The organism is Burkholderia sp. E168m23, from assembly GCF_016586125.1.
GTDB lineage: Bacteria > Pseudomonadota > Gammaproteobacteria > Burkholderiales > Burkholderiaceae > Burkholderia > Burkholderia orbicola.
Window position 1 is genome coordinate 1 of sequence record NZ_BCPP01001627.1, and the last position, 701, is coordinate 701.

The 701-nt window shown below is 65.6% G+C and carries 2 protein-coding genes; both read right to left on the minus strand.

Annotation, left to right across the window (positions count from 1 at the left end; genetic code table 11):
• Window positions 1–320: ParB/Srx family N-terminal domain-containing protein (locus JMF90_RS39305; protein ID WP_268906108.1), on the minus strand; the 320-nt coding region annotated here is incomplete at its 3' end.
• Between the two features lie 122 nt (window positions 321–442).
• Window positions 443–701 (minus strand): GNAT family N-acetyltransferase (locus JMF90_RS39310; protein WP_201326574.1); only part of this gene is annotated, 259 nt, incomplete at its 5' end.

A 701-nucleotide genomic window follows, 5' to 3' on the forward strand; every position in this document is an offset into this window, starting at 1 on the left:
TGGTTGTGTTCCATCATCCGCCAGAAGATCGTGTCGTCGAGCCACGACAGATCCTTCAGCAGCATCGCGTTCACGCGCGCCTCGCCCTCCTCGATCAGCGCGAGGCCGAGATGGTGATGATCGGTGATGTAGTGCAGTCCGTCCGGGCCGAGCACGGCCGGGAACCAGTGCGATTCGATCGCGGCCTTGCGGGCGCGCTTGTTCAGCGCCTTCCAGTGCTTGCGCTTCGCCTTGACTTCGCGGTAGCCCACCGTCATCTGGGTCGGACGCAGCGCGTCGAGCCTGACGGGAATGAGATGAACGTCGTTGCCGAGTGCCATGGTCGTACCCCATGTTGCAAATTCCGGCAACGATACTCCTGATCCCGGGCGCCGTTAATCCGTCATGACCGCGATACGCGTCCGGTTGACGATCTCCGACACCTGGCCTGCACGACGCCGCGCTACGCGCGCAAATCGTCGCGTTCGAGACGATGACGAATGTAAGGAATGCCGTCGTGCACGATGCTCACGCGCCGCATGCCGAGCTTGCGCGCCACGTTCAGCGAGCCGCTGTTGGCCTCCGCGATATCGGCGATCACGCGCGGCAGGCGCACGGTGTCGAACGCGTGCCGCACGACGGCCGCCGCGGCTTCGCTCGCGATGCCGCGCCCCCATGTCGCACGCACGAGCCGCCAGCCGATCTCGACGTCGCGCGACCCG